Raw genomic sequence first — 26025 nt, 5'->3', positions numbered from 1 at the left:
AAACAAGGGACTGTCGTGACCCCCAGCAACCGCTTCGTTTCCGCGGCCCCCGGCCTTGAGGCCGATCCGGCACCGCGCCCGTCCCGATCCACACATCGCGTCCGCCTGGTGGTGCTGGGCGCCACCGGCTCGATCGGCAAGAGCACACTCGATATTGTACGCCATCATCCGGACCGCTACGAGGTGGTCGCCCTGGTCGCTGGCCGGCGTGCCGATGACCTCGCAGCATTGGCGCGCGAGTTCAACGTCAGTTTTGCGGCCATCGCCGATCCGCAAGGCGGTGGCCGCCTGGCTGAAGCGCTTTCGGGAAGCGGGATTGCGAGCGGGGCAGGGCCCTCCGCCGTTGCCGAGGCAGCGCTCTATCCAGCCGATATCGTAGTTGCCGGCATTGTCGGCGCGGCGGGTCTTGCACCCACCTTTGCCGCCCTGCAAGCAGGACGCACCATCGCCCTTGCCAACAAGGAATGCCTCGTCTGTGCCGGTGACCTGTTCATGGCCGAAGCCCGGCGACAGCAGGTCGCCGTGCTGCCGATGGACAGCGAGCACAATGCGATTTTCCAGGTGCTGGAAAGCCGCAACCTTGCCGAGGTCGAGAAAATCGTGCTGACGGCATCCGGCGGGCCGTTCCGCACCACGTCGCTTGAGGACATGCGCAAGGTTACCCCGGCCGAGGCTCTGCGCCACCCCAACTGGGACATGGGCAGCCGCATCACGATTGACAGCGCCACACTCATGAACAAGGGGCTGGAAGTCATCGAGGCATCGCACCTGTTCCCGCTGTCCCATGATCAGCTGGATGTCCTTGTGCATCCCCAATCCGTGATCCACGGCATGGTGCAATACAAGGATGGCTCGCTGCTGGCGCAAATGGGCAGTCCCGACATGCGCACGCCCATCGCCCATTGCCTGGCCTGGCCACACCGGCTGGACCTGCCTGTTGCGCGGCTGGATCTCGCCCGACTTGCAACCCTGACTTTCGAGGCGCCGGACCTGACACGGTTTCCAGCTCTTGGCCTGGCATTGGCTGCCATGCGCAGCGGTGGTGGGGCACCTGCCGCGCTTAATGCAGCCGATGAGGAGGCCGTTGCCGCCTTCCTGGCCGGGCGCATCGGCTTTCTGGACATTGCCGCAGTGGTTGCCGACGTCCTGGAAGCCTTGTCCGGTGCCGGCGCATTGACGGCCCCGGCTTCGGTCGAGGCGGTTCTGGAACTGGATGGGGCTGCTCGGCGCCAGGCCATGAAGGCGATTGAGCGCCGGGCCGCCTGATACCCCAGCTATTGATCCGCCTTTATCCCGCGTGCATCTTTCAGGCCGCATGTTCCGGGCTGGCCAGCGCGAACCTGTGTCGCTATGTTAAACTACAATTACGATTTGAGCTTTAGGGTTCTGGTAACGGGGAGGCCTCTGCGGTCCGCCTCCCTTGGCGTAGGATAAGCGTATGGACCTTGTTTCAGGTTATCTGACCCAGTCGGTGACGATGCTCGCCGCGTTTTTGTTTGTCCTGACGATTGTCGTGTTTTTCCATGAGCTTGGCCATTTTCTCGTTGCCCGCTGGTGCGGGGTGCGGGTGGATGCTTTTTCGGTTGGCTTCGGCCGCGAACTGGCAGGTTTCAACGACCGCCACGGCACGCGCTGGAAACTCAGCCTGATTCCCCTCGGTGGTTATGTGAAATTTGCCGGCGACGAGAATGCGGCCAGCATGCCGGATCGGACGGGGCTTGCCGGCATGACCGACGCCGAGCGGGCAGGGACCTTTCCGTCCAAGCCGGTCTGGCAGCGGGCAGCAGTCGTTGCCGCTGGGCCCATTGCTAATTTCCTGCTTTCCATCGTGATCTTCGCCTTCGTGTTCGGTGTCTATGGCAAGGTGGTCACGTCCCCGCTGCTTCAGGAGATCCACCCGGGCAGCGCCGCCGAACAGGCTGGCCTGCAGCCAGGCGATCTGGTCCTTTCCGTTGATGGGCGCCAGATCACGACGTTTACCGATCTGCAGCGTATCGTCTCCGCGAGTGCCGATGTCGCGCTGACGCTGGATGTCGACCGCAAGGGGGAGGTGGTGCGCGTAGTCGTGACCCCCCAGTACAAGGAAATCTCCGACGGCTTTGGCGGCACTCAGAAAGTTGGTCTTCTTGGGGTTACCCGTTCTCCGGCGCAGGAAGACCTGACCCGGATCCAGTACGGACCGCTGGAGGCCGTGGCAGAAGGCGCGCGCGAGACCTGGTTCATCGCTGCCCGCACGCTCGACTATCTGTCCAAGGTGGTGACGGGCCGCGAATCCGCCGATCAGCTCGGGGGTCCGATCCGGGTGGCGCAGGTATCCGGCCAGGTGGCAGGACTGGGGATTATTCCCCTCCTGCAACTCGCTGCGGTCCTGTCGGTGTCCATCGGCCTACTCAACCTGATGCCCGTCCCCATGTTGGATGGCGGCCATCTGGTCTACTACGCGGTGGAAGCCGTGCGTGGCAAACCCTTGAGCGAACGGGTTCAGGATGTCGGTTTCCGGATCGGTATCGCCCTGGTTCTGATGCTGATGGTGTTTGCCACATGGAATGATGTATCGCGTCTCGCCGGCGGGTAACCGCAGGCGTGACATGGCCGCAACGCCTTCAAATGAAATCCGTTTCGGGTGAGGCTTGCGGTTGCGTATTCGGCAAAAGGATGTAAAAACCATGCCGGATGCTGAGAATCTGACGAAGGCCCTAATCCGGTCTCAATTGAAAAAGGCATAGCTCGGATATGCAGCGACTGCGGAAAATTTCTCGTGCCGTTATTTTGTCGGCACCGCTCTTTGTGGCTGGCGGGATCATTCCTGACCCGTTCGGTCTTTCTGTCACGAGCGCTGAAGCCGCGGTCGCCGGCAATATCGTTGTGCGTGGCAATACGCGCATCGAGGGCGAGACGGTAGTCAGTTACCTGACTATTCAGCGTGGACGGTCCTATTCCGCAGCTGATGTGGATGAATCCCTCAAGGCGCTCTTTGCGACGGGTCTGTTCGAGGATGTCCGCATCAGTTCCGAGGGCGGCACACTTGTCGTCACCGTGAAAGAGAATCCGGTCATTGGCCGTGTTTCCTTCGAGGGCAACCGCCGCGTTTCCGACGATCAGCTCAAGACGGCCGTGCGGACCACCGAGCGCTCCATGCTGACGCGCTCGAAGGTTCAGTCCGACGTCCAGAACATCCTGGAAGCCTATCGCCGCACCGGTCGCTATCGTGCGTCCGTGGAGCCGAAGATCATTGATCGCGGCAACAACCGCGTCGATCTCGTGTTCGAGATTTCCGAAGGCGAAAAGACCGGTGTTGAGCGCATCACCTTCATCGGCAACGGCAATTTCAGCGACCGCCGTTTGCGTGAGGTCATTCGCACCCGTGAAAGCGGGCTGCTGAGCTGGCTGCGCAGCACGGATACCTATGATCCGGATCGTCTTGCTGCTGACCAGGAACTGCTGCGCCAGTTTTATTACCAGAACGGCTATGCCGATTTCCGTATCGTCGCCACCAGCGCCGATCTGGATCGTGAGCAGAACGTCTTCTTTGTTACCTTCACCGTTGAGGAAGGTGAGAAATACGAAATCGGCAACGTCGAGATCCAGAGCTCGCTGTCCTCGATCGATCCGGAAGCGCTGAAGGGGAACGTGCGCACCCGGTCGGGTGACACATATAACTCGCGCCGTGTCGAGCAGACGCTGGAAGACATCACCCTGAAGGTGTCGGAAGACGGTTATGCCTTTGCGGAAGTGCGCCCGCGCGCCCTTCGTAATTATGAAACCAAGACGATCGACCTCGTTTACAACATCGAGGAAGGTCCGCGTGCCTATGTCGAGCGGATCAACATCCGCGGTAACGACCGCACCCGTGAATATGTGATCCGCCGCGAGTTTGATCTTGCCGAAGGCGATGCGTTCAACCGCGTCCTTCTCGACAAGGCCGAGCGCCGGCTGCGCAACACCGGTTTCTTCAAGGAAGTCCGCATTACGTCCGAGCGTGGCAGCTCTCCGGATCGCGTCATCATCAACGTGGATGTTGAAGAGCAGGCAACCGGTGAAGTTTCCTTCGGTATCGGCTACTCGACCTCTGACGGCATCATCGGTGATGTGTCGATCAGCGAGAAGAACTTCCTCGGCCGTGGCCAGTATGTGCGCGTCGGTGTCGGCGGTGGCAAGTCGTCTCAGAATTATGAGTTCCAGTTCCGTGAGCCGTTCTTCCTCGGTCGCCGGATCGCGCTTGACCTTGACGCTTATCGCCGCGTTTCGGACAAGAACGACTACCGCAGCTACAAGGAAGACGTGACTGGTGGTGGCTTCGGCTTCACGCTGCCGCTTCGGGAAGATGAACTTGCGCTCAAGCTGTTCTACAACATCTATGAGACCAAGATCACCGATCCGAAGAAGCTGGCAACAGGCCTGTCGAACTGTTCGAAGAACCCGGATCTGTCTCCGGCAGTCTGCGACTCGCTCGGCACCTACCTGACCTCGCTGGCCGGCTATGCGCTGATCTACAACACACTGGATAATAACCAGAACCCGTCTGATGGCCTTTACGGCAAGTTCCAGCAGGAATTCGCTGGTATCGGCGGTGATGCCCAGTTCATCCGCACGACTGCGGAAGGACGCATCTACAAGGAAATCTATCCGGACGCCGGGATCGTCGGCAACATCACCCTGCGTGGCGGTCACATCCAGGCCCTGGGCAGCAAGCGTCTGCGCATCTCCGACCAGTTCATGATGGGCGGCGACATGGTTCGCGGCTTCGAGAACGGTGGTATCGGTCCGCGTGACCGCAAGACGGGTGATGCAATCGGCGGGCGTTTCTATGTCGCCGGTACGCTGGAAGCGACCTTCCCGTTCCCGGTCATTCCGGAAGAGTTCGGCCTGAGCGGTGCGGTCTTTGCCGACGCCGGTTCGCTGTGGGATGCAGATTCCAAGCTGATCCAGGCAGTCGGTACCAATGGCGTCAACTCGAACGGCTTCGATCTGCGTGCCTCTGCCGGCTTCGGCGTCCGTTGGGTGTCGCCGTTCGGTCCGCTGCGCATGGACTTCGCCTGGCCGCTCATGAAGCAGAAGGGCGATCAGACCCAGTTGTTCCGTCTGTCCGGCGGTACCCGCTTCTAAGGTCGTACACATGTTTGAGCTACGGCCGCCGCTTGCCTCGGCGGCCGTTTGCTTTTTGAAAGCCGGTCGCGCCGGTTGTAAGGAGCCGTCGAATGGCAGATCCTGTGTTCTTCGCGCCGATGCCGGTGCTGCGTCTTGCCGATTTGGCCGTAGTGTGTGGCGCAGAGCTGCAGCGTGGTGCCGCGGATTTGACGATTACCTGTGTCGCGCCGCTTGAGGACGCCCGAGAAGGGGCCCTGGTGTTCTTTGACAACACGCGCTACCTGGAGCAATTGGCTGCCACCCGTGCAACAGCCTGCATTGTCGCGCCCAAACACACCGGAAAAGTGCCGGAAGGCGTCGCTCTGCTGGTCTCAAAGGATCCTTACCGCGCCTGGGCCAAGGTTCTGGCACGGCTCTATCCGCAAGCCATGGTGCCCCTGCCAGCCTTTGACGATAAGGCGGGGATCTCGCCTCGCGCGACGGTCCATCCCGAGGCTCGGCTAGAGGAAGACGTGACCATAGAACCTGGAGCGGTGATCGGGGCAGGCGCCGAGATCGGCAGCGGCACTCAGATTGGTCCGAATGCTGTGATCGGGCAGAATGTGCGCATCGGCCGGAATTGCCACATCGGCGCCAATGCGGTTGTGCAGCATGCCTTGCTTGGCAATCGCGTCATCCTGCATCCGGGCGTCGCCATTGGCCAGGATGGCTTTGGCTATGCCATGGGGCTGGAGGGGCATCTCAAGGTGCCGCAGATCGGCCGTGTCATCATCCAGGACGACGTCGAGATCGGAGCCAACACGACCATCGACCGCGGTGCCAACCGTGACACGGTGGTGGGCGAGGGCACCCGGATCGACAATCAGGTTCAGGTCGGACACAACGTCAACATCGGGCGACATTGCATCATCGTCTCGCAGGTTGGCCTGTCTGGCTCCTCTACTCTCGCGGATTATGTCGCCATTGGCGGCCAGTCCGGCGTCGCCGGCCACGTCGAGATCGGAATGGGCGCGCAGATTGCCGCCGTCAGCGTTGTCAATGACAGCGTTCCGGCCGGCGGCCGCTACGGCGGTACGCCGGCAAAGCCTGTAAAACAATGGTTCCGCGAGCTGACAGCTTTGAAAAAACTGGCCGAACGCGGTTCAGGGACCTGACACGACGCCGCTGCTCAGTTAAAGAGCAAAGAAGGCACATTTTCCCTTGACGGGGGCAGAGCACATGGAAAATCAAGACACCACGACCCTGGCATCCGCCGATATCATGAAGGTGATGGAGCTGTTGCCGCATCGCTATCCATTCCTGATGATCGACAAGATCATCGAAATGAAGGGCGATGAATCCTGCATCGGCATCAAGAACGTCACGATCAACGAGCCGCATTTCCAGGGCCACTTTCCCACACGGCCGGTCATGCCGGGCGTGCTCCTGATCGAGGCGATGGCGCAGACCGCCGGTGCCTTGTGCGTGCATTCGCTGGGCAGTGACCACACGCCGCAGCTGGTCTATTTCATGACCATCGATAAGGCGAAGTTCCGCAAGCCGGTAGGTCCGGGCGACCAGGTCCATTTTCATGTGAAGAAGATCCGCAACCGCTCCAACATCTGGCGGTTTGAGGCCGTTGCGATGGTGGACGGGTCCAAGGTGGCAGAAGCAGAGATCAGCGCCATGCTGGTGGATGCCTGACGGGGCGGGCCCATGCCCTCCTGAAGCAATGCATCAACGGTATCGCGTAAGTGCCGAGGAGTTCAGACTGTGATCCATCCAAGCGCAGTGATCGAGGACGGCGCCGTTCTTGGCGACGGTGTCCGCATCGGCCCGTTCTGTCACATCGGCAAGGACGGGAAGATCGGCGACGGTGTAGAGCTGAAATCGCATGTGGTGGTGGCCGGTGATACGACCATTGGCGCACGCACGGTCGTTTTTCCCTTCGCATCGCTCGGCCATCAGCCTCAGGATCTCAAGTATCGCGGTGAGCCTGCAACCTTGCGCATCGGATCTGACTGTCTGATCCGGGAAGGGGTGACGATGAACCCCGGGACGGCGGCAGGTGGACATTCCACGACCGTTGGCGACCGATGCGCTTTCCTGGCCAATTCCCACGTTGGCCACGACAGTCACATTGGCAGCAACGTCGTGTTGTCGAACAACGTCATGATTGCCGGTCATGTCACTGTCGGTGACCACGTCATCTTCGGCGGCGGGTCTGCCGTCATCCAGTTCACCCGCATTGGCGATCATGCTTTCATTGGCGGCCTTGCCGGCCTTGAGAACGACCTCATTCCCTTCGGCATGGTGACCGGCAACCGTGCCCGTCTCGGCGGCCTCAATCTCGTCGGTCTGAAGCGGCGCAACTTCCCGCGCGAACAGATCCATGCCCTGCGCTCTGCCTACCGCGACCTGTTCGAGAGCGAGGAAGGCACCTTGCGTGACCGGGCACAGAAACTTGCTTCAACCGTCGGCGAGGAGCCCTTGGTCCGGCAGGTGCTGGACTTCATCCTGGTCGAGGGTGAACGGCGGTTCTGTACCCCACGTGGCCCGCAGGGCGACTGATCGATGACCCCAGGCGCCGCAGCTGGAGGCCGGGCACCGCTCGGTCTTATCGCCGGCGGGGGCCAACTGCCGCTGGAAATCCTCGCCGATCTCAAGGCACGCGGCGAACCCGTGCTCACCATTGCCATCAAGGGTGAGACGGAACCAGCTCTTGCCGCACAGGCTGACTATGAGCTCGGCTGGGGCCAGATCGGCCAGTTGTTCAAGGCGCTGCATGCGGCCGGCTGTGACCGGGTCATCCTCATCGGCGGCATCACACGGCGTCCGGACTTCACTTCGATTCTCGGAGATCTCGGCACCATGCGCCGGCTGCCAACCATCGTGAAGGCGATGGTCGGTGGGGACGACAGCCTACTGACCCGCGTCATTCGCATTTTCGAGGGCGAAAATCTGCAGGTTGTCGGCGTTGCAGAGGTTGCCCCCGGGCTTCTTGCATCGGGCGGGGTCATAAGTGGCGGCGCGCTGGATGTCGGCAGCAGCGAGGACATGCATCTGGCCTATCAGGCCGTCCGCAGGCTGGGCGAGCTGGATATCGGCCAGGCTGCGGTGGCGGTCGGTGGGCGCGTGATCGCACTGGAAGGGGCGGAAGGCACCGATGCAATGTTGCAGCGCTGCGCCGACCTGCGCGCCAACGGCCGGGTTCGGGCGAAAGGGGCGTTTGGTGTCCTTGTCAAGGCTGCCAAGCCGGGACAGGACCTGCGCGTGGATCTTCCGGCAATTGGTCCGCGTACGATTGATCTGGCCCGCGCCGCCGGTCTTGCTGGAATTGCTGTTGAAGCGGGCCGGTCACTGATTGCTGGTCGGGCCGCAACGCTTGCCGCCGCCCGTGCTTCCGGCCTGTTCGTATATGGTCTCGCCCGGCCACAGGAAGCTGAGGAACAAGCGTGATGACGTCCCCAACTCTGGCCGGTACCGGACACGGTCAACCATTGCGCGTATTTCTAGTCGCCGGCGAGGAATCTGGCGACGCACTGGGCGCCAAACTGATGCAGGCCCTGAAGCAGCAATACCCCGGAGAGATCGAGTTTGCCGGTGTCGGCGGCGATCGCATGGGCCAGCAAGGGCTCGTCAGCCTGTTTCCTCTGGCCGACATCGCCGTCATGGGGCTCACAGCGGTGCTGGCCCGACTGCCAAGCATTGTGAAACGGGTCTACCAGACGGTGGATGCTGCGGTCGCGGCGAAGCCTGATGTTCTCGTCATCATTGATAGCCCTGACTTCACTCACAATGTCGCAAAGCGGGTCCGCAAGCGTGCGCCGCATATTCCCATTGTCGATTACGTTTCTCCCTCGGTCTGGGCCTGGCGTCCCGGCCGGGCCAAGAAGATGAGCGTCTATGTCGACCGCCTTCTTGCCCTGCTGCCGTTTGAGCCCGAGGCGCATCGCCGTCTTGGTGGGCCGACGACCTTCTATGTCGGACACCCCCTGATCGAGCGTGTCGCGGAACTGCGCCCCGGCCCCGGCGAGAGAGCACTGCTCGGCAGCGGCTCCGATGTGCTTCTGCTTCTGCCTGGCAGCCGCCGCAGTGAAGTTGACATGCTGCTGGAGGACTTCGGCAAGACAGCGGACCTGCTTCTGGCCCGTCGTCCTGGCCTTGAGATCCTGTTGCCGGCTGTCCCGCATCTGGCGGCCCGCATCCGGTCCACAGTCTCCACCTGGCCGGTCAATGTAACGGTGGTTGAGGGAGAGGTGGCCAAATTCACCGCGTTCCGCCGCGCCCATGCTGCGCTGGCCGCTTCGGGCACCGTCTCCCTGGAACTGGCGGCCTCCGGTATCCCGATGGCGATCTGCTACCGCCTCGACTGGTTCTATCGCCGCCTGAAACAGATCCATCGGATCTTCCCGATCGCGTCCGTTTCCTCGATGGTGTTGCCGAACATCATTCTGGGGCGAAATGTCGTCCCTGAGTTTCTGGATGAAGCAGCAGCACCGGAGCAGCTTGTCGACGTGGTGGACAGGCTGCTTGCCTCCTCGCCGGAGCGGCAGGTCCAGGTTGACGCCTTCACCGATCTCGATACCGCCATGCGACTTCCCGACGGCCACAGCCAGAGCAGCACGGCGGCACATCTGGTCCTGGACCTGATCGGCCGCGCCTGACCGGTCGGCGCGGTGGAACCCGGATGCGCCACCACTCACCTATGTCGTCCCTGCGTGGTGCCCGCGATGACTATGGCGCAGGCGCAGACGAGTGATCGACAAACGGAAAAGGGGCGGCCATTGGCCACCCCTCAGACTGCTGACATGCCCTCCATCGTCATCCCGGGCGCAGCGGAGCGGAGACCCGGGATCGGAGAGCCAAGGTCTCTCCTGGGATAACTCATTGAAACATAGTGGCCGCAGCTCCCCTGTCCCGGCTCGGCGCTTCGCTTGGCGGGATGACTTCGGTGAGGTCGAGGTCTGTCATCAAGCTCAGAGGGGCGGCCATTGGCCGCCCCTTGTCTCTCAGTCTGTCTCAAGCTCTTGCGGGTTGATCAGCGGCGCTGTTCCACCGGGACATAGTCCCGCTGCGGTGCGCCGGTATAGAGCTGGCGCGGACGGCCGATGCGCTGACCCGGATCTTCCACCATTTCCTTCCACTGCGCGATCCAGCCCACGGTGCGGGCAAGAGCGAACAGCACGGTGAACATGTGCGGCGGGAAGCCGAGGGCGCGCAAGGTGATGCCCGAGTAGAAGTCGATGTTCGGATAGAGCTTCTTGCTGACGAAATATTCGTCGCTGAGCGCAATGCGCTCCAGTTCCATCGCGACGTCCAAAAGCGGGTCGTCCTTGATGCCGAGTTCGGCCAGAACCTCATGCGTCGTCTTCTGCATGATACGGGCGCGCGGGTCGTAGTTCTTGTAGACCCGGTGACCGAAGCCCATCAGACGGAACGGATCGTTCTTGTCCTTGGCGCGGGCAATGAACTCGGGGATGCGATCCACAGTGCCGATCTCGGTCAGCATGTTGAGCGCTGCCTCGTTGGCACCGCCATGCGCCGGGCCCCACAGGCAGGCAATGCCCGCTGCGATACAGGCGAACGGATTTGCACCCGACGAACCGGCCAGACGCACGGTCGAGGTCGAGGCATTCTGCTCATGGTCGGCATGCAGGATAAAGATGCGGTCCATGGCGCGGGCCAGAACCGGGTTCACCTTGTATTCCTCGCAAGGCACCGCGAAGCACATGTGCAGGAAGTTGGCCGAGTAATCGAGGTCGTTCTTCGGGTAAACGAAGGGCTGGCCGATGTGATACTTGTAGGCCATCGCCGCAATGGTCGGCATCTTTGCGATCATGCGGATCGAGGCAACCATCCGCTGATGCGGATCAGCGATGTCCGTCGAGTCATGATAGAACGCCGACAGGGCGCCAACCACGCCGACCATCACCGCCATCGGGTGTGCGTCGCGGCGGAATCCGGTGAAGAAGCGGCTCATCTGTTCGTGAATCATCGTGTGCTTGGTCACACGGTTCACGAAGTCCTCTTTCTGCGGCCGGGTCGGCAGTTCGCCATACAGCAGCAGGTAACAGGATTCCAGGAAGTCGCCGTGGTCGGCGAGCTGTTCGATCGGATAACCGCGATAGAGCAGGGTGCCTTCATCGCCGTCGATATAGGTGATCTTCGATTCGCACGATGCCGTGGACGTGAAGCCCGGATCGTAGGTGAACATGCCCGTGTCCTTGTACAGGGACGAGATGTCCACGACCGACGGACCGATTGTACCGTCGAGCACAGAATATTCGCGGCTGGTGCCACCGATGGTCAGGTTGGCTTTCGTGTCGCCCATTCAGGTAACCCCCTTGTCTGGAACTGCCGCTGCATCCTGGCGTTGGGTACGCCTGGCCAGTCCTTGGAAACTGCACCGATGCTCTCGCGGCCAGAGAAATAGCCTCGGATTGCGTATCCCATTTGGGGGGGGGCCGCAAGCGCATGCTGTGCTGCCGGAGGCGGGTCACAGCGCCGAAACGCCGCAACTCGCCCTAAATGTATACGAAAGTATGCAGCACTCTGCCGATGTGGATTAGCGGGTTTGATCAGCGATGCGGCCCAATGCCTCATCCTTGCCCAGCACAACCAGCACGTCATAGATCCCCGGGGAGGTTGCCCGACCCGTCAGCGCTGCGCGGAGCGGCTGTGCCACCTTGCCCAGCTTGAGGCCCTCGGTCTCAGCAAAGGCCTTGACGATGGCTTCCGTGCTGGCAAGCGACCACTCCGCGTCTGCGGCCAGATGGGGCAGAAGACCAGAGAGAATCGCCTTGCCATCGGCATCCAGAAGTGCGGCAGCCTTGTCTTCAATGTCGAGAGGCCGCATGCGCCACAGGTAGGAAGCACTGTCTGTCAGTTCGACCAGCGTCTTGGCGCGTTCCTTGAGGCCGGGCAGGGCGGCGAGCACCTTTGCCTCGTTGCCAGGGGCCGCCATCCAGTCGAGCACGCTCTGGCCGCTTTCGACATGGGCGAGGCAGGCCTTCCAGTGCACCAGCAACTCGGCGTCCGGCGTCGCCCGCATGTAGTGGCCGTTGAGATTCTCCAGCTTTTTGAAGTCGAACCGGGACGGCGACTTGCCGACAGACTCCAGTCCGAACCAGGCGATCATCTCGTCCGTGGACATGATCTCGCTGTCGCCATGGCTCCAGCCGAGGCGTGCGAGATAGTTGCGCATGGCCGCCGGCAGATAGCCCATGGCCCGGTAGGCTTCGGCCCCCAGCGCGCCATGCCGCTTGGACAGCTTCGCCCCGTCCGGACCGTGGATCAGCGGGATATGCGCCATCACCGGCACGGCCCAGTCCATGGCCTCGTAGATCAGCTTCTGGCGGGCGGCGTTGGTCAGGTGATCATCGCCGCGGATGATATGGGTGACCCCCATGTCGTGGTCATCGACCACCACGGCCAGCATGTAGGTTGGAATGCCGTCGGAGCGCAGCAGCACGAGATCGTCGAGGTCCTTGTTCGGGAATACGACGCGGCCTTGCACCTGATCATCAATCACGGTTTCGCCGTCCAGCGGCGCACGCAGGCGGATGGCCGGGGCCACGCCCTCCGGTGCCTCGGAGGCGTCGCGCTCGCGCCAGCGCCCGTCATAGCGCGGCGGACGACCTTCGGCCCGGGCCTTCTCGCGCATCTCGTCCAGTTCCTGCGGCGTGCAGTAGCACTTGTAAGCGGTGCCGCGGGCCAGCATCTCGGTGACCACTTCCTGGTGGCGGGCGACGCGGCCAAACTGCGATACCGGCTCGCCGTCCCAGGAAAGACCAAGCCAGGTCAGGCCATCGAGAATGGCATCCACCGCTGCCGTGGTGGAGCGGGCGCGGTCGGTATCCTCGATGCGCAGCAGCATCTTGCCGCCGTGGCGCTGCGAGAAAAGCCAGTTGAAAAGGGCCGTACGGGCGCCGCCGATGTGCAGGTAGCCAGTCGGGGAGGGCGCGAAGCGGGTGATGATCTGGTCGGCCATGGTCTTGGGGATGGTTCTCTGTCAAGGTGAGGCGAGGGCCCGGGGGCCAGCGCGAGACTGCTGCGGTGTTTAGCACAGGCAGGCGGACGGGCAAACCGGGCCAGTTCGAGGGCTGCCATGCAGCGCGGGGACGGCAGCGAGACCGGGATTGCGGCGGTGGATGACGCCCCGCCCAGCACTTCAACGGCGTCCCGGTTATCCTTTTCTTCCACCAGGGCAACCGCAACAGCGAATCGGCTGTGGACGACACTTGCGGCACGCAGGCAACCAGCCAGGGAGGACAGAAGCCGCCCGTCCGGCCGCATAGCCGAGGATCACCGGCTGTTGCATGTGGCCTTTGCCTTCGCAGCCGGGATCGCGCTCTATTTCCAGTTGCCGGCTGAGCCCTCCCTGGCCCTTCTGCTTTGCCTTGCCGGCGGCGGGCTCCTCGCCGCAACTGTTGCGCACCGCCAGGGACGCTTGCCGCCGGCAGCCTTGCTTGCCCTGGCGCTGTTCTGCGGCGTTGCGGCAGGAGCCTGGCGTACAGCCAGCGTCGCCGCGCCGGTGCTGGAACTGCCGCGCAGCGCGACCCTGACCGGCCGGGTGATCGAGCGGGTTCCGACCGCCGCCGGCAGCCAGTTGGTGATGGAGCTATCTTCTGCGGAGGGCCTTGGCCGCCAGGCGATGCCGCGCCGCGTCCGGCTGTCCTTGCGGGGAACAAGCGGAGGCGACCTCCTGCCGGGGGAGGGCGTCCGCCTGAGGGCACGCCTGCTGCCGCCCTCCGGACCGGTTCGCCCCGGAGGCTATGACTTTGCCTTCGCCGCTTATTTTCGTGGTATAGGGGCCACTGGCTTTGTCTTCGGGGCACCTGAGCGGATTGACTTGGGTCCACCCGGTGCCTGGCTGTCTTTCATGGCCGCGATCCAGAAGCTTCGGATCGATGTGGCGCAAGAGGCCGATGCGGCCCTTGGCAAGGGGGATGAGAGCGCCATCTCCGCCGCGCTGCTCGTCGGCCTGCGCGGCGAAATCTCGCGCCAGGCTGAAGCGGACCTGCGCGAGGCCGGCCTGTCGCACGTCCTGTCGATTTCCGGCCTGCATATGGCGCTCTTTGCCGGTGGCATGTATGCGGTCGTCCTTGGCGGGCTCGCCCTGTTTCCAACGCTTGCCCTTCGCCTGCCGATTTCCCGCTTTGCTGCCGCGGCCGCGCTGCTGGCCGCCACCTGCTACCTGCTCCTGTCGGGGGCAAGCATTGCCACCCAGCGCTCCTATCTGATGATCGGGCTGGTGTTCATTGGCCTGATGACCGGCCGGCGGGGGCTCAGCCTGAGGAGTGTCGCGCTGTCAGGGCTGCTGCTGCTGGCCCTGAGGCCGGAGGAGCTTTTCGCGCCAGGCTTCCAGATGTCCTACGCTGCCGTGATCTGCCTGATCGCGGCCTATGGCGACTACGGGCGCTGGTCACGCGCCCGCGCCGGCCGGCGCAGGCCGTCCGACCACGGGCTGCTGCGCCACCTGGTTCACCGCTTATGGACCTGGGGGTGCGGCATTTCAGCGACCTCGTTGATCGCCGGCCTTGCCACCGGCATCATCGCGGCTCACCATTTTGATCGGCTGGCGCCTTACGGACTTCTCGGCAATCTTCTGGCCATGCCAGCCGTCTCCATGGTCATCATGCCTGCCGGAGTGGCGGCCTTCCTGATGCAGCCACTCGGCCTTGCAGCTCCTGCTCTCACCGTGATGGGCCAGGGGATCGCCTTCATGCTGGCTGCGGCCAGCTTCACGGCCAGCCTCAGCGACAGCGACGGGGTCATCGGCCAATTGCCAGCCCTTGCCGGGCTTCTGCTGACAGTTGCTGTATTCTGGGCGTTTCTCGCCGAAGGTCTGCAGCGGCTGCTTGCCGTCGGCCCGGCTCTGGTTGGCCTGATCCTGTGGGGCCTTGACCGCCCGCCTGACATCTATGTCAGTGATCGCGGCACCCAGATCGCGGCGCGGGACCGGGACGGAACGTTGCGCATCACCGGCGGCCGGATCGGGTTCAGCGCTGAAGTCTGGCTCACCGGCGAAGGCGTGCCCGAGCGCCGGTTCGCCAGTCATCGACAGAGCGCCGACCAGGCCAGCTGCGATCCTCTCGGCTGTGTCGTTGCGGCCTATCCACCGGCCAGGAGCCGGTCTCCTGCAGGCAGCCTGATGGACACCGGGCCGGCCAAAGGAAAAACGCTCTCCAGTCATCCGCCACCGCTGCACATTGCGATGCCGCGCAAGCCTGATGCTCTTGAAAGCGACTGCCTTGCCGCTGACATCCTGGTAACCGGCCTGACGGCCCCCCCCAACTGCACTGCTCCGCTGATCCTCGACGGTGGCAGCCGCCGTCTCGGTGGGGCCGCGCTGTGGCTGGAGACCGTCGCCGGTGAAACAAGGGTTTCGCATATTCGCTACAGCCGCCCCGGTGGCACGCGGCCCTGGCAGCTCCCGGTGACGGGACCGGACCCGGATGCGCCGCGCTGATCTTCTGCACGAGCGGGCGGAGTGTGCTGGTGGATTCACGCCCACAACCACACCCACGACCACAACCACACCGACGACCAAGGCCAGCAGAACCAGTGGCAACGCCGACGCAGCCTGAAAACGGCGGACGGCTCCAGCTACTTCCCGGCTCGCAGGCAGCGCCGGCGCTGCAGCATTTGCATCTGGCTCAATACTGGCGGAACAGCGCCACCAGCTTGCCCTGAACCCGAACCCGGCCGGGGCCGAAGATGCGGGTCTCATAGGCCGGGTTGGCCGCTTCCAGCGCGATGGAGGCGCCCTTCTTGCGCAGCCGCTTCAGCGTCGCTTCCTCGTCATCGACGAGCGCCACGACAATGTCGCCGCTTTCGGCCGCGTCCGTCCGGCGGATCAGCACCGTATCACCGTCGAGAATGCCAGCCTCGATCATCGAATCGCCGCGCACTTCCAGCGCGAAATGCTCGCCCCGCCCCAGCATGTCCTGGGGCACGTTGATGGTATGGCTGTGGGTCTGGATTGCCTCGATCGGAACACCGGCGGCAATCCGGCCCATGACCGGAATGCTGGTCATGCCGCTGACGGTTTCTGGCTCGGACCGGGCGGGTGGGGGAGGCTGGGTCTTGCCGAGCGATCCCTCGATCACGGATGGCGAAAATCCCTTGCCGCGCGGGGCGGCAAGCCCTGGCGACATGGAGTCCGGCAGGCGCACCACTTCCATGGCGCGGGCGCGGTTCGGCAAACGTCGAATGAAGCCCCGTTCCTCGAGCGCGGTGATCAGCCGGTGAATGCCCGACTTCGACCTGAGGTCGAGCGCGTCCTTCATCTCGTCGAAGGAGGGCGGAACGCCGCTTTCCTTCAGGCGCTCATGGATGAACATGAGCAGTTCGTGTTGCTTGCGGGTCAGCATGGCGAATCCCCGTGGCGGGAGGCGGTACAAATCATGAACGCAGATTACTCGTTCTCACTGTGTTCCACAAGTCTTAAGGCGAAGTTAGCGGGATGTTCCGCGTGATGGGGTCATGGACGGGGAGACCAACTGCGGCTAGGAAAGGGCAAATGACCGGATCTCCGTTGCCATGCCCGAGCCGATGCAGATGAACACAACGCCCCAAATTGCGTCTGGCGCCCCGGGCTCGGCGGCGGCCGCGGTCGACCGTCTGGTCGAGGAGTTTGCTGGCCGGCGGCCTTTGCGCGCCGGGGCCTTCATCGTCACTCTGTATGGCGATGTGGTGGTGCCGCGCGGTGGATCATTGTGGGTCGGCAATGTGATCGAGGCCTGCGCCCGTGTCGGGATCAGTGAAACGCTGGTGCGCACGGCCGCCTCGCGGCTTGTCGCTACCGGGCGGCTTGAAGGCACCCGGGTCGGGCGGCTTGGCTATTATGGGCTTACCGATGCGGCGCGGGCCGAGTTCAGTGCCGCTGCTGCGCGGCTTTATACGCTGTCGGCAGGGGCAGGTGAGCTCGGGTTCACGCTGGCCCTGCGCGGTGGGGAAAGTGATGCAGCCACTGTCGACGCCGGGCTGGAGGCGGCAGGCTTCGTTCGGCTGGGTGACGGGCTGGCGCTGGCCATCGGTGAGCGTCCAGTGCCCGCCGGATGGGCCCGGCTTGCGGTTGCGCCCGGTGATCTGACTGACGGCGCGGCGCTGCGCGCGGCTGTGCGCAGGGTCTGGAACCTTGGCGAGCTGGAAGCGGGATATGATGCGTTCATGGCCCGGTTCTCGCCGCTGGCTCAGCTGCTCGCCCAAGGGGAGCGACTGACGGACGGGCTGAGTGCCCTGTCTGCAAGGCTGTTGCTGGTGCATGGCTTCCGTGCCCTGGCCTTGCGTGATCCGGGGCTTGCGCGGCCGGCGTTGCCGGACGACTGGGCCGGCGAGCGGGCGAGGGCCCTTTTTGCCCGGACCTATCTGGCGTTGAGTGCCGCCGCTGATGCGCATGTCGCCAGTTTTGCCGGCCTTGGCGGCGCACTCACGGCAACGCCGCCTGAGGTGCTGGAGCGGCAGGCGCGGCTTGCGGGCGTTTCATCCTGACGTGAAGACCGGTTGATTCAGGTCCGGCGTGCTGCGGCATGGCTTGCCGTTGGCGTATTTTCTTGAGAGCGAGACTCTGGAAAGGGGAGGCAGGCAATCCCGCCGAGGGTTGCGGGGAGCGGGATCGCCTGTCCGGGAGGTTTCTGACCTTGGAAACCACACACCTGAAATGGGGGCACTGAACGGCCGGTTCAAGTCCGTGGGCCTCGTTCCTTTGGTGGAGGCCGGTACGGATTTTCGCTGAAGGAGCACAGCCATACCGCAACGCGTCACAAGAATATCGAAAATAGCTGTTGCGGCGTGATGAAACTATGCATATGGTGACCGTGCGGTCGATGAATTGAGGGTGAGGCTCGGATCTCGGTCGCCGGCAGGTCTGAGCAGGCCCGCGTGACAGTTTCTGGGACGCTTCTGAGGGAGGAAGTGGATGTCCGACGCCTTTATCTGCGACGCAGTCCGCACGCCGATTGGCCGCTATGGCGGGGCGCTGTCGTCCGTCCGCGCTGACGATCTGGCCGCCGCGCCGCTGGCCGCCCTTGTGTCGCGCCACCCTGATCTCGACTGGAGTGCCGTCGAGGACATCATTTACGGCTGTGCCAACCAGGCCGGCGAAGACAATCGCAACGTTGCTCGCATGGCCGGGCTGCTGGCCGGGCTGCCGGTATCGGTGCCTGGCACCACGGTCAACCGTCTCTGCGGCTCGGGCATGGATGCGGTCGGCATGGCCGCGCGGGGCATCCGGGCTGGCGACTATGATTTTGTGCTGGCCGGCGGCGTCGAGAGCATGTCGCGGGCGCCCTTCGTGATGCCGAAGGCTGATGCGGCCTTTTCCCGCAGTTCCGCAGTTTACGACACCACCATCGGCTGGCGCTTCGTCAACCCGAAGATGAAGGCTGCCTTCGGCATCGACTCCATGCCGGAAACGGCGGACAATGTTGCGGTGGATTTCAACATCGCCCGTGCGGATCAGGACGCCTTTGCCGCCCGCAGCCAGGCCCGCTGGGCCAGTGCGCAGGATCAGGGGCTTTTTGCGCAGGAGATTGCGCCCGTCGAGGTCGCGCGGCCCAAGGGCGAGGTGCTTACCGTTTCGGTTGACGAGCATCCGCGCCCGGGCACGACGGCCGAGCAGCTTGCCAAGCTCAAGGGCGTCAATGGTCCAGAGCTGACCGTAACGGCAGGCAATGCCTCCGGCGTCAATGATGGCGCCGCCGCGCTGATGTTGGCGAGCGAAGCAGCTTCGGCCCGCCACGGCCTGACGCCGATGGCGCGGGTTGTCGCCATGGCTGCGGCCGGTGTCGAGCCGCGCGTCATGGGCATCGGTCCGGTGCCGGCGGTGCGCCGGGTTCTGGCCAAGGCTGGTCTGACGCTGGACCAGATGGATGTGATCGAGCTGAACGAGGCTTTCGCGGCGCAGGCGCTGGCGGTGCTGCGCCAGCTTGGACTTGCCGACGATGCGCCCCATGTCAATCCGAACGGCGGGGCCATTGCGCTTGGCCATCCGCTCGGCATGAGCGGCGCGCGGCTGGTGACGACGGCCGCCTATCAGTTGCAGCGCGTGCAGGGACGCTATGCGCTCTGCACCATGTGTATCGGTGTCGGGCAGGGCATCGCCCTGATCCTCGAACGGGTGTGAGAAACGGGGGCCAGTCCGGCCCCGCAAGGTCAATTCAGGCTTCTGGAGGACGCATATGTACGCACAGATGGTGAAGACCGACGCCAACAGCGTGAAGACACTGGATGAGATGGACGCCGACGAGCGCGCCTTCCAGCAGCGGATCGACGCGGGCATCAAGATCGAGCCCAAGGAATGGATGCCGGAGGGCTACCGCAAGACGCTGATCCGGCAGATCTCGCAGCATGCCCATTCGGAAATCGTCGGCCAGCTGCCGGAAGCCAACTGGATCAGCCGCGCGCCGACGCTGGAGCGCAAGGCGATCCTGCTGGCCAAGGTGCAGGACGAGGCCGGGCACGGCCTTTATCTCTACTGCGCCGCCGAGACGCTTGGCATCTCACGCGACGAGCTTCTGGAGCAGCTGCACTCCGGCAAGGCCAAATATTCCTCGATCTTCAACTATCCGACGCTGAATTGGGCCGATGTCGGCATGATCGGCTGGCTGGTGGACGGCGCGGCGATCATGAACCAGGTGCCGCTGCAGCGCTGCTCCTTCGGTCCCTACAGCCGGGCGATGATCCGCATCTGCAAGGAAGAGAGCTTCCATCAGCGCCAGGGCTATGATGCGCTGGTGAAGATGTGCCGGCAGGGTACGCCGGAGCAGTTGGAAATGGCGCAGGATTCGATCAATCGCTGGTGGTGGCCGGCGCTGATGATGTTCGGCCCGTCCGACGCGGACTCGGTGCATTCCGCCCAGTCCATGGCCTGGAAGATCAAGATCAATTCCAACGACGAACTGCGCCAGAAGTTCGTCGACCAGACCGTGCCGCAGGCCGAATACCTTGGCCTGAAGATCCCCGATCCGGACCTGAAGTGGAACGAGGAAAAGGGCGGCTACGACTTCGGCGAGATCGACTGGACCGAATTCTACGAAGTGATCAAGGGCAACGGTCCCTGCAACAAGGAACGGCTCGCCGCCCGGGTCAAGGCCTGGGACGACGGCGCCTGGTACCGGGAAGGCCTGCTGGCCCATGCCCGCAAGAAGAATGCCGCAAAGGCTGCAGCCTGAACCGACGCGCATACGAGGGAGAAACGTCCATGAACGAATGGCCGCTCTGGGAAGTCTTCATCCGCGGACAGCATGGCCTGTCGCATCGTCACGTCGGCAGCCTGCATGCGCCGGACGCCGAAAAGGCGATCATGGCCGCGCGGGACGTCTATACTCGCCGCAACGAGGGCGTCAGCATCTGGGTGGTGGAAACCCGCCACATCGCCGCCAGCGCGCCGGGCGACAAGGGCCCGCTGTTCGATCCTTCGAACAGCAAGGCCTATCGCCACCCGACCTTCTTTGACATTCCCGAAGAAGTCGGAGCGATGTGATGAGCGACCTGCCGCTTTTCGATCTGTGCCTCAGGATGGGCGACACGTGCCTTGTCCTGGCGCAGCGCACCTCGGAATGGATCGGCCATGCGCCGGTGCTGGAAGAGGACATCGGCCTTGCCAACATCGCGCTGGATCTGGTTGGCCAGACCCAGCTCTGGCTGGGACTTGCCGCCGAGGTTGAGGGCGAGGGCCGTTCGGCTGACGAACTGGCCTACCGCCGCGATCAGGGTGCCTATCGCAACTTGCTGATTGCTGAACGCCCGAACGGCGACTTCGGCCACACCCTGATGCGGCAGTATCTGTTTGATGCCTGGCACTATCCGATGCTGCAGGGGCTGACCGCCTCCAGCGACAGCCGCGTGGCCGGGATTGCCGAAAAGGCGCTGAAGGAAGTGTCCTATCACATCGCCCGCAGCGCCGATCTGGTGATCTCGCTCGGCGACGGCACGCCGGAAAGCCATGCGCGCATGCAGGCCGCACTGAACGAACTGTGGCCTTACACGGGCGAGATGCTGGTCGCGGACGAGGTCGATGCCGCGCTTTGCGAGGCAGGGCTTGCCCCTGACCTTGACCCCGTTGCGGCCGCCTGGCACGCCCATGTGGAGGCAACCTTGACGCAGGCAACCCTTGCCAAGCCGGCCTCCGGCTACATGCACAAGGGCGGCAAGCGCGGGCTGCACAGCGAACACCTGGGCTACATCCTGGCCGAAATGCAGTTCCTGCAGCGGGCCTATCCGACCGCGACCTGGTGAGGCAGCGATGACAACAGCGCCGTTTCATCCTGCTGTCGAGGAGATCTGGAGCTGGCTGTCTGACGTGCCGGACCCGGAAATCCCGGTCATCTCGCTGGTCGATCTCGGCATCATCCGCGATGTCAGCTGGCAGGACGGGACGCTGGTGGTGAAGGTGACGCCGACCTATTCGGGCTGCCCGGCGACCAGCGTCATCAACTTCGAGATCGAGAGGGCGCTGCGCGATCACGGCATCGCCGATCTCCGCCTCGAGCGCCAGCTGTCCCCAGCCTGGACCACAGACTGGATCAGCGCCGAGGGACGGGCGAAGCTGACGGATTACGGCATTGCCCCGCCGGTGGCAGGCTCGTCCTGTGGCGGTGGCGTGCTGTCGAACCCGGTGGTCGCCTGCCCGCGCTGCGGCTCGTCCAACACGGAAATGGTCAGCCGCTTCGGCTCCACGCCCTGCAAGGCCGGATACCGCTGCCGCGACTGCCTGGAACCCTTCGATTACTTCAAGTGCATCTGACCGGCTCAGCCGGGCCCCGTGCAACAGGCCTGACGAGCGGACTTTAGGAGGAGCGCGACATGGCGCAGTTCTATCCCCTGAGCGTGACCGAGGTGCGGCGCGAAACGCGCGACGCCGTGGTGCTGACGCTGGTGCCGCGTGAGGAGGACCGCGCGGCCTTCGATTTCCTTGCCGGGCAATATCTCACCTTCCGCCGCGACTTTGACGGGGAAGAGCTGCGCCGCTCCTATTCCATCTGCGCCGCGCGCGGCGAGGGGGCCTTGAAGGTCGGCATCAAGCGGGTCGATGGCGGGGCCTTCTCCTCCTGGGTCAATGACGAGCTGACGGCAGGCACAGTGCTTGAGGCCATGCCGCCGATGGGCACGTTCCATGCGCCGATCGAGCCTGCGCGGCCGAAATCCTATCTCGGCTTTGCCGGCGGCTCGGGCATCACGCCGGTGCTGGGGATCCTGAAGACGGTGCTGGCGGAAGAGCCGAAGTCGGACTTCACGCTCGTTTACGGCAACCGGTCAATCAACGCGATCATGTTCCGCGAGGAGCTTGAGGATCTCAAGAACACCTATCTTGGCCGGCTCAACATCATCCATATCCTGGAGAGCGAGTCGCAGGACATCGACCTGTTTTCCGGCCGGCTGGATGCTGAGAAGTGCAAGACGCTGTTCGGCACCTGGGTCAACGTGGCCAAGGCCGATATGGCCTTCATCTGCGGTCCCGAACCGATGATGCTGGCCGTCTCGGCCGCGCTGAAGGAGAACGGGCTGCCTGAGGACCGGATCAAGTTCGAACTGTTTGCCTCCGGCCAGCCGGGACGGGCGAAGCAGCGTGCGGAAGCGGCCGACGCCGCCCGCGCTGCCGGTGATATCTGCCGGGCCACCATCACCGTCGACGGGGCAACGCGGGTGATCGAAATGCCGCGCAAGGGCCAGAGCTTGCTCGATGCTGCGCTGGGGGCGAGCCTTGATGCGCCTTACGCCTGCAAGGCGGGGGTCTGCTCCACCTGCCGTGCCCTTGTCACCGAGGGTGAGGTGGAGATGGAGGCGAACTACGCGCTGGAGGACTATGAGGTGCGGCGCGGCTATGTGCTGACCTGCCAGTGCTACCCCGTCAGCGACCATGTGGTCGTGGATTACGACCAGTGAGCGATCCGGCCTTGGACCTCGGGAGGAGGGCAGCATGAGCGAAGACATGGAACTGGCCGATTATCTGGCCAAGGGTGGCAAGCTGACGTCGCCGGCCAATGTGCCTGCGCGCTACCGGGCCGAGCTGATGCGGCTGATGGCGAGCTTCGTCGACAGCGAACTGGCGGGGGCCGCCGGCTTTGCCGACCGGATCAACGAGGCGCCGGGCCTCGCCCAGCGTGCGGCGGCTGCGCGCATTGTCGCGGAAAAATTCGAGAATGCGGCCAAGGTTCTGAGCGTGATGGGCGATTTTGGCGCCGACATCCGGCGCTATGCCGCGCAGCACCCCTGGGCCGCGCGCTTGTCCCGCGATGCCGACATCGGCCAGACCCGTCAGGGCGGCGACATGCGCCTGTCGGTGTTCCATTCCCCGATCACCGACTGGACCGACAGCGTCGTCATGAACGTGCTGATGGGCAAGGCGAGCCTGCTGCAGATCGAGGAACTGGCGCGCTGCTCCTACCAGCCGCTGGCCGAGGTGATGCGGGAGATCCTGGCGGTCGAGACCCGGCACGCAGCCTCAGGCATTGCGGCACTGAAGGCGCTGGCGGGTGAACCCGGGGCGATGGCGGCGATCCAGACGGCCTATGCCTATTGGCACCCGCGCGTGGCCGCCAGCTTCGGAGCCGCGCGGTCCAGCCGATTTGAGGGCCTGGCCCGTCTTGGCCTGCGCCATACGCCCAACGAGACGCTCGCGGCCCGGTGGCAGCAGGACGTGGCCGATCTTTTCACCGACCTTAGCCAGGCGCCTGCCGCCGGCTGATCATCGAATTGCAAGAGAGAGACGACATGACCCTTATGAGCGATGCGCCGCGCCGCCTCCAGAGTTACGCCTGTGGCGCCTGGGTTTCCGGGACCGGCAAGGGCCAGGTGCTGGCCGATGCCTCGACCGGGGCACCGGTGGCCGTCATCGATGCCGCCGGTCTCGATACTGCGGCGATGCTGGCCTATGGCCGGGAAACCGGTGGCAGGGCCCTGCGCGCGATGACCTATCACCAGCGCGCCGGTCTTCTGAAAGAACTCGCCAAGCACCTGATGGAGGCGAAAGAAGAGTTCTACGCCCTGTCGAGCGCCACCGGCGCCACCCGGACCGATGGCTGGGTCGACATCGAAGGCGGTATCGGCACGCTGTTTGCCTATTCCTCGATTGGCCGCCGCCAGCTGCCCAACACGCGTCTGCTGATCGACGGCGAACCGGAAGTCCTGTCCAAGGACGGCAGCTTTGCTGGCCAGCACATTCTCAGCCCGCTCGAGGGCGTGGCGGTGCACATCAACGCCTACAACTTCCCGTGCTGGGGCATGCTGGAAAAGCTCGCACCGACCTGGCTTGCCGGCATGCCGGCCATCGTCAAGCCGGCGAGCCAGACGGCCTACCTCACCGAGTTGATGGTCCGGCGCATCATCGACAGCGGCTTGCTGCCTGAAGGCGCGTTGCAGCTGGTCTCCGGTTCGGTCGGCTCGATGCTGGACCATGTCACGGCGCAGGATGTCGTGACCTTCACCGGCTCGGCATCAACCGGCCGCATGCTGCGCTCGCATCCCGAGATCATCGCCAATTCGGTGCGCTTCACCATGGAGGCCGACAGTCTGAACGCGTCGGTGCTTGGCCCGGATGCGGTGCCGGGCACGGAGGAGTTCGACCTGTTCGTGCGCGAGGTCGTGCGCGAGATGACCGTGAAGTCGGGGCAGAAATGCACGGCCATCCGCCGCGTCATCGTGCCGGAAGCCCTGTCGGAGGCGGTGATCAAGGCGATTGGCGAGAAGCTGGCCAAGACGACAATTGGCGATCCGCGCGCCGAGGGCGTGCGCATGGGGCCGCTGGCCAGCCTGTCGCAGCGCGAGGAAGTGCGTGGCCGGATCAAGGATCTCTGCCGCGAGGCCGAGCTGGCCTTTGGCACGCCGGATGCGGTCGATCCGATCGCCGGCGATCCGGACAAGGGCGCGTTCCAGTCGCCGGTTCTGCTCTATTGCGGACAGCCGCTGGATGCGGCCATGGTCCACTCCGTCGAGGCCTTCGGTCCGGTGGCGACGGTAATGCCCTATCGCAGCACCGACGAGGCCATCGAACTGGCCGCGCGCGGTGAGGGCAGCCTGGTCTCATCCGTCTTCACCAATGATGGCGGCTTCGCCCGCGAGGCCGTGCTGGGCCTTGCGCCCTGGCATGGCCGCGTGCTGATCGGCAACCGGACCACGGCCAAGTCCTCGACCGGCCATGGCTCGCCGTTGCCGCAGATGATCCACGGCGGCCCGGGACGGGCCGGTGGCGGGGAGGAAATGGGCGGCCTGCGCGGTGTGCATCACTACCTGCAGCGTACGGCGGTTCAGGGCTCTCCGGACATGCTGACCGCTGTGGCGGGCAAGTGGGTGCGCGGATCCGCCATCCGGACCGGCAATGAGCATCCGTTCCGCAAGTCTCTGGCAGAGCTGGAGATCGGCGACACACTGGTGACCGGCACCCGCACGGTGACGCTGGAGGACATCGAGCATTTCGCCGAGTTCACCGGCGACACGTTCTACGCCCACATGGACGAGGCGGCGGCCAAGGCCAATCCGTTCTTCGAGGGGCGCGTCGCGCATGGCTATTACATCGTCTCGGCGGCGGCAGGCCTGTTCGTGCAGCCCGATCCGGGGCCGGTGCTGGCCAACTACGGCGTCGACGCATTGCGTTTCCTGACGCCGGTCTATCCGGGCGACACGCTGCAGGTCTCGCTCACCTGCAAGGAAATCAATCCGCGTGAGGGCGCAGACTATGGTGAGGTGCGGTGGGACACTACAGTGACCAACCACCGCAGCGAAGTGGTGGCCCAGTATGACGTGCTGACGATGGTGGCGAAGGTCTGGCCCATGGCCGCCTGAGGGAACGGCGGTCGTCAGGTGCACGCGAAACAATCTCCGCGCTGTCCCGGCCTTGAGCCGGGACCTGGTGGGGTGTCGCGGTGCGCGCCTGACGGGTCCCGGCACAAGGCCCATACGCGCTAACTTATGCATTTGATTGACTGGTATTTTCGCTTGGCTCTTGGAGGCTCA

21 protein-coding genes are annotated in these 26025 nt (G+C 64.0%); 18 read left to right on the top strand and 3 right to left on the bottom strand.

The genetic code is table 11. The annotated features are described in order from the left end of the window. Positions 1 to 15 precede the first annotated feature (15 nt). The 8 genes from ACTIFE_RS08155 (at position 16) to lpxB (ending at position 9734) form a co-directional block, all read left to right on the top strand. Positions 16 to 1266 carry a 1-deoxy-D-xylulose-5-phosphate reductoisomerase gene (locus ACTIFE_RS08155; protein ID WP_439528667.1) on the top strand — a complete coding sequence of 417 codons (1251 nt, stop codon included), beginning with the start codon at positions 16 to 18 and terminating at the stop codon, positions 1264 to 1266. 172 nt (positions 1267 to 1438) lie between these two features. Next, complete coding sequence (gene rseP / locus ACTIFE_RS08150; RefSeq protein WP_439528666.1) at positions 1439 to 2575, top strand: RIP metalloprotease RseP; 1137 nt, start codon at positions 1439 to 1441, stop codon at positions 2573 to 2575. 158 nt (positions 2576 to 2733) lie between these two features. Further along, positions 2734 to 5106, top strand: coding sequence for an outer membrane protein assembly factor BamA (bamA, locus tag ACTIFE_RS08145; protein WP_439528665.1), 2373 nt, complete (start codon positions 2734 to 2736; stop codon positions 5104 to 5106). Between the two features lie 92 nt (positions 5107 to 5198). Beyond that, positions 5199 to 6242: a UDP-3-O-(3-hydroxymyristoyl)glucosamine N-acyltransferase gene (lpxD, locus tag ACTIFE_RS08140; RefSeq protein WP_439528664.1), complete on the top strand. Its 1044-nt coding sequence runs from the start codon at positions 5199 to 5201 to the stop codon at positions 6240 to 6242. Positions 6243 to 6306: 64 nt separating this feature from the next. Further along, complete coding sequence (fabZ, locus tag ACTIFE_RS08135; protein WP_439528663.1) at positions 6307 to 6771, top strand: 3-hydroxyacyl-ACP dehydratase FabZ; 465 nt, start codon at positions 6307 to 6309, stop codon at positions 6769 to 6771. Between the two features lie 69 nt (positions 6772 to 6840). Then, positions 6841 to 7638 carry an acyl-ACP--UDP-N-acetylglucosamine O-acyltransferase gene (gene lpxA, locus ACTIFE_RS08130; protein WP_439528662.1) on the top strand — a complete coding sequence of 266 codons (798 nt, stop codon included), beginning with the start codon at positions 6841 to 6843 and terminating at the stop codon, positions 7636 to 7638. A 3-nt stretch (positions 7639 to 7641) separates the two neighbouring features. Then, the gene (locus ACTIFE_RS08125; RefSeq protein WP_439528661.1) at positions 7642 to 8526 is read left to right on the top strand and encodes an LpxI family protein; all 885 of its coding nucleotides are present in this window, start codon (positions 7642 to 7644) and stop codon (positions 8524 to 8526) included. Then, on the top strand, positions 8526 to 9734 hold the full coding sequence (lpxB, locus tag ACTIFE_RS08120) for a lipid-A-disaccharide synthase (RefSeq protein ID WP_439528660.1): 1209 nt from the start codon (positions 8526 to 8528) through the stop codon (positions 9732 to 9734). The genes ACTIFE_RS08125 and lpxB overlap by 1 nt, the downstream gene beginning before the upstream one ends. Before the next feature lie 374 nt (positions 9735 to 10108). Here lpxB and gltA read toward each other — a convergent pair whose 3' ends face one another. Both gltA and gltX read right to left on the bottom strand, forming a co-directional pair. After that, positions 10109 to 11401, bottom strand: coding sequence for a citrate synthase (gltA, locus tag ACTIFE_RS08115; RefSeq protein WP_439528659.1), 1293 nt, complete (start codon positions 11399 to 11401; stop codon positions 10109 to 10111). Between the two features lie 234 nt (positions 11402 to 11635). After that, entirely contained in the window at positions 11636 to 13060 is a 1425-nt protein-coding gene (gene gltX / locus ACTIFE_RS08110; RefSeq protein WP_439528658.1) for a glutamate--tRNA ligase, read from the bottom strand. A gap of 330 nt (positions 13061 to 13390) precedes the next feature. Here gltX and ACTIFE_RS08105 point away from each other — a divergent pair, with 330 nt between their 5' ends. Next, complete coding sequence (locus ACTIFE_RS08105) at positions 13391 to 15541, top strand: ComEC/Rec2 family competence protein (RefSeq protein WP_439528761.1); 2151 nt, start codon at positions 13391 to 13393, stop codon at positions 15539 to 15541. A 187-nt stretch (positions 15542 to 15728) separates the two neighbouring features. Here the strand turns inward: ACTIFE_RS08105 and lexA are convergent, their stop codons facing one another. Further along, entirely contained in the window at positions 15729 to 16445 is a 717-nt protein-coding gene (gene lexA / locus ACTIFE_RS08100) for a transcriptional repressor LexA (RefSeq protein WP_439528657.1), read from the bottom strand. Between the two features lie 169 nt (positions 16446 to 16614). On the opposite strand from lexA, the gene ACTIFE_RS08095 reads away from it, so the two are divergent. The 9 genes from ACTIFE_RS08095 (at position 16615) to paaZ (ending at position 25854) form a co-directional block, all read left to right on the top strand. Further along, on the top strand, positions 16615 to 17565 hold the full coding sequence (locus ACTIFE_RS08095) for a PaaX family transcriptional regulator C-terminal domain-containing protein (protein ID WP_439528656.1): 951 nt from the start codon (positions 16615 to 16617) through the stop codon (positions 17563 to 17565). Positions 17566 to 17992: 427 nt separating this feature from the next. Further along, the gene (pcaF, locus tag ACTIFE_RS08090) at positions 17993 to 19198 is read left to right on the top strand and encodes a 3-oxoadipyl-CoA thiolase (RefSeq protein WP_439528655.1); all 1206 of its coding nucleotides are present in this window, start codon (positions 17993 to 17995) and stop codon (positions 19196 to 19198) included. A gap of 55 nt (positions 19199 to 19253) precedes the next feature. Further along, complete coding sequence (gene paaA, locus ACTIFE_RS08085) at positions 19254 to 20246, top strand: 1,2-phenylacetyl-CoA epoxidase subunit PaaA (RefSeq protein ID WP_439528654.1); 993 nt, start codon at positions 19254 to 19256, stop codon at positions 20244 to 20246. A gap of 29 nt (positions 20247 to 20275) precedes the next feature. Further along, positions 20276 to 20557 carry a 1,2-phenylacetyl-CoA epoxidase subunit PaaB gene (gene paaB / locus ACTIFE_RS08080; protein WP_106753251.1) on the top strand — a complete coding sequence of 94 codons (282 nt, stop codon included), beginning with the start codon at positions 20276 to 20278 and terminating at the stop codon, positions 20555 to 20557. Further along, positions 20557 to 21312: a 1,2-phenylacetyl-CoA epoxidase subunit PaaC gene (gene paaC, locus ACTIFE_RS08075; protein ID WP_439528653.1), complete on the top strand. Its 756-nt coding sequence runs from the start codon at positions 20557 to 20559 to the stop codon at positions 21310 to 21312. Before paaB ends, paaC begins: the two co-directional genes overlap by 1 nt. Positions 21313 to 21319: 7 nt before the next feature. Then, positions 21320 to 21820: a 1,2-phenylacetyl-CoA epoxidase subunit PaaD gene (gene paaD / locus ACTIFE_RS08070; protein ID WP_439528652.1), complete on the top strand. Its 501-nt coding sequence runs from the start codon at positions 21320 to 21322 to the stop codon at positions 21818 to 21820. Between the two features lie 59 nt (positions 21821 to 21879). Continuing rightward, a complete protein-coding gene (gene paaE / locus ACTIFE_RS08065) occupies positions 21880 to 22959 on the top strand; it encodes a 1,2-phenylacetyl-CoA epoxidase subunit PaaE (protein ID WP_439528651.1) in 1080 nt (359 codons plus the stop codon). A 34-nt stretch (positions 22960 to 22993) separates the two neighbouring features. Continuing rightward, entirely contained in the window at positions 22994 to 23761 is a 768-nt protein-coding gene (locus ACTIFE_RS08060; protein ID WP_439528650.1) for a Phenylacetic acid catabolic protein, read from the top strand. 26 nt (positions 23762 to 23787) lie between these two features. Further along, entirely contained in the window at positions 23788 to 25854 is a 2067-nt protein-coding gene (paaZ, locus tag ACTIFE_RS08055; protein WP_439528649.1) for a phenylacetic acid degradation bifunctional protein PaaZ, read from the top strand. Positions 25855 to 26025 lie beyond the last annotated feature (171 nt).

Origin of the sequence: Pannonibacter sp. (genome assembly GCF_051860505.1) — a bacterium.
Classification (GTDB): domain Bacteria; phylum Pseudomonadota; class Alphaproteobacteria; order Rhizobiales; family Stappiaceae; genus Pannonibacter.
Note: the sequence above shows the minus strand (reverse complement) of the source record. Positions and strands in the feature narration are given on the sequence as shown.

Bases quoted from the DNA above. Each gene is read 5' to 3' on its own strand.
- rseP (WP_439528666.1), top strand. From the start codon at position 1,439: ATGGACCTTGTTTCAGGTTATCTGACCCAGTCGGTGACGATGCTCGCC.
- paaE (WP_439528651.1), top strand. From the start codon at position 21,880: ATGGCGCAGTTCTATCCCCTGAGCGTGACCGAGGTGCGGCGCGAAACG.
- ACTIFE_RS08060 (WP_439528650.1), top strand. From the start codon at position 22,994: ATGAGCGAAGACATGGAACTGGCCGATTATCTGGCCAAGGGTGGCAAG.
- paaZ (WP_439528649.1), top strand. From the start codon at position 23,788: ATGACCCTTATGAGCGATGCGCCGCGCCGCCTCCAGAGTTACGCCTGT.
- ACTIFE_RS08125 (WP_439528661.1), top strand. From the start codon at position 7,642: ATGACCCCAGGCGCCGCAGCTGGAGGCCGGGCACCGCTCGGTCTTATC.
- lpxB (WP_439528660.1), top strand. From the start codon at position 8,526: ATGACGTCCCCAACTCTGGCCGGTACCGGACACGGTCAACCATTGCGC.
- gltX (WP_439528658.1), bottom strand. From the start codon at position 13,060: ATGGCCGACCAGATCATCACCCGCTTCGCGCCCTCCCCGACTGGCTAC.
- lpxD (WP_439528664.1), top strand. From the start codon at position 5,199: ATGGCAGATCCTGTGTTCTTCGCGCCGATGCCGGTGCTGCGTCTTGCC.
- gltA (WP_439528659.1), bottom strand. From the start codon at position 11,401: ATGGGCGACACGAAAGCCAACCTGACCATCGGTGGCACCAGCCGCGAA.
- paaB (WP_106753251.1), top strand. From the start codon at position 20,276: ATGAACGAATGGCCGCTCTGGGAAGTCTTCATCCGCGGACAGCATGGC.
- lexA (WP_439528657.1), bottom strand. From the start codon at position 16,445: ATGCTGACCCGCAAGCAACACGAACTGCTCATGTTCATCCATGAGCGC.
- bamA (WP_439528665.1), top strand. From the start codon at position 2,734: ATGCAGCGACTGCGGAAAATTTCTCGTGCCGTTATTTTGTCGGCACCG.
- fabZ (WP_439528663.1), top strand. From the start codon at position 6,307: ATGGAAAATCAAGACACCACGACCCTGGCATCCGCCGATATCATGAAG.
- ACTIFE_RS08095 (WP_439528656.1), top strand. From the start codon at position 16,615: ATGCCCGAGCCGATGCAGATGAACACAACGCCCCAAATTGCGTCTGGC.
- pcaF (WP_439528655.1), top strand. From the start codon at position 17,993: ATGTCCGACGCCTTTATCTGCGACGCAGTCCGCACGCCGATTGGCCGC.
- paaC (WP_439528653.1), top strand. From the start codon at position 20,557: ATGAGCGACCTGCCGCTTTTCGATCTGTGCCTCAGGATGGGCGACACG.
- paaA (WP_439528654.1), top strand. From the start codon at position 19,254: ATGTACGCACAGATGGTGAAGACCGACGCCAACAGCGTGAAGACACTG.
- paaD (WP_439528652.1), top strand. From the start codon at position 21,320: ATGACAACAGCGCCGTTTCATCCTGCTGTCGAGGAGATCTGGAGCTGG.